At 57.9% G+C, this 532-nt stretch carries 2 protein-coding genes; both read left to right on the top strand.

Translation table 11 applies throughout. The features are described 5' to 3' along the window. Positions 1-86 precede the first annotated feature (86 nt). Positions 87-353 (top strand): type B 50S ribosomal protein L31, encoded by a 267-nt coding sequence (locus MD273_RS19355; protein WP_003858446.1) that lies wholly within the window; start codon positions 87-89, stop codon positions 351-353. Positions 354-364: 11 nt separating this feature from the next. Then, a partial coding sequence (gene rpmF, locus MD273_RS19350) for a 50S ribosomal protein L32 (RefSeq protein ID WP_285229187.1) occupies positions 365-532 on the top strand: 168 nt, incomplete at its 3' end.

Genomic DNA, 532 nt, shown 5'->3' with positions numbered 1-532 from the left:
TGCATACTTACCGAACCCAACTCGGGCACGATCTGGCATCCGCTGGAACCGACCTGAAGTTTCAATCCTGAGGGAATCGAGAGTAAATGAAAAAGGATATCCACCCTGACTACCATGCGGTAGTCTTCCAGGACGCAGGTACTGGCTTCCAGTTCCTGACCAAGTCCACCGCTTCCAGCGACCGCACCGTGTCCTGGGAAGATGGTAACGAGTACCCACTGATCGTCGTTGACGTCACCAGCGAGTCTCACCCCTTCTGGACCGGCGCTCAGCGTGTCATGGACACCGCTGGTCGTGTTGAGAAGTTCGAGCGTCGCTTCGGTGGCATGGCTCGCCGCAAGAAGAAGGCATAGGAGGGAAAACAATGGCAGTTCCAAAGCGCCGTATGTCCCGCGCAAACACCCGCATGCGCCGTTCCCAGTGGAAGGCCGACAATGTCGCCCTTCAGGAGGTCAAGATCGACGGTCAGACCGTTCGCATCCCACGCCGTCTGGTTAAGGCAGCACAGCTCGGTCTCGTGGACGTAGAGCAG

It is taken from the genome of Marinobacter sp. C7 (assembly GCF_022343555.1).
In the GTDB taxonomy this organism is placed as follows: domain Bacteria; phylum Pseudomonadota; class Gammaproteobacteria; order Pseudomonadales; family Oleiphilaceae; genus Marinobacter.
Note: the sequence above shows the minus strand (reverse complement) of the source record. Positions and strands in the feature narration are given on the sequence as shown.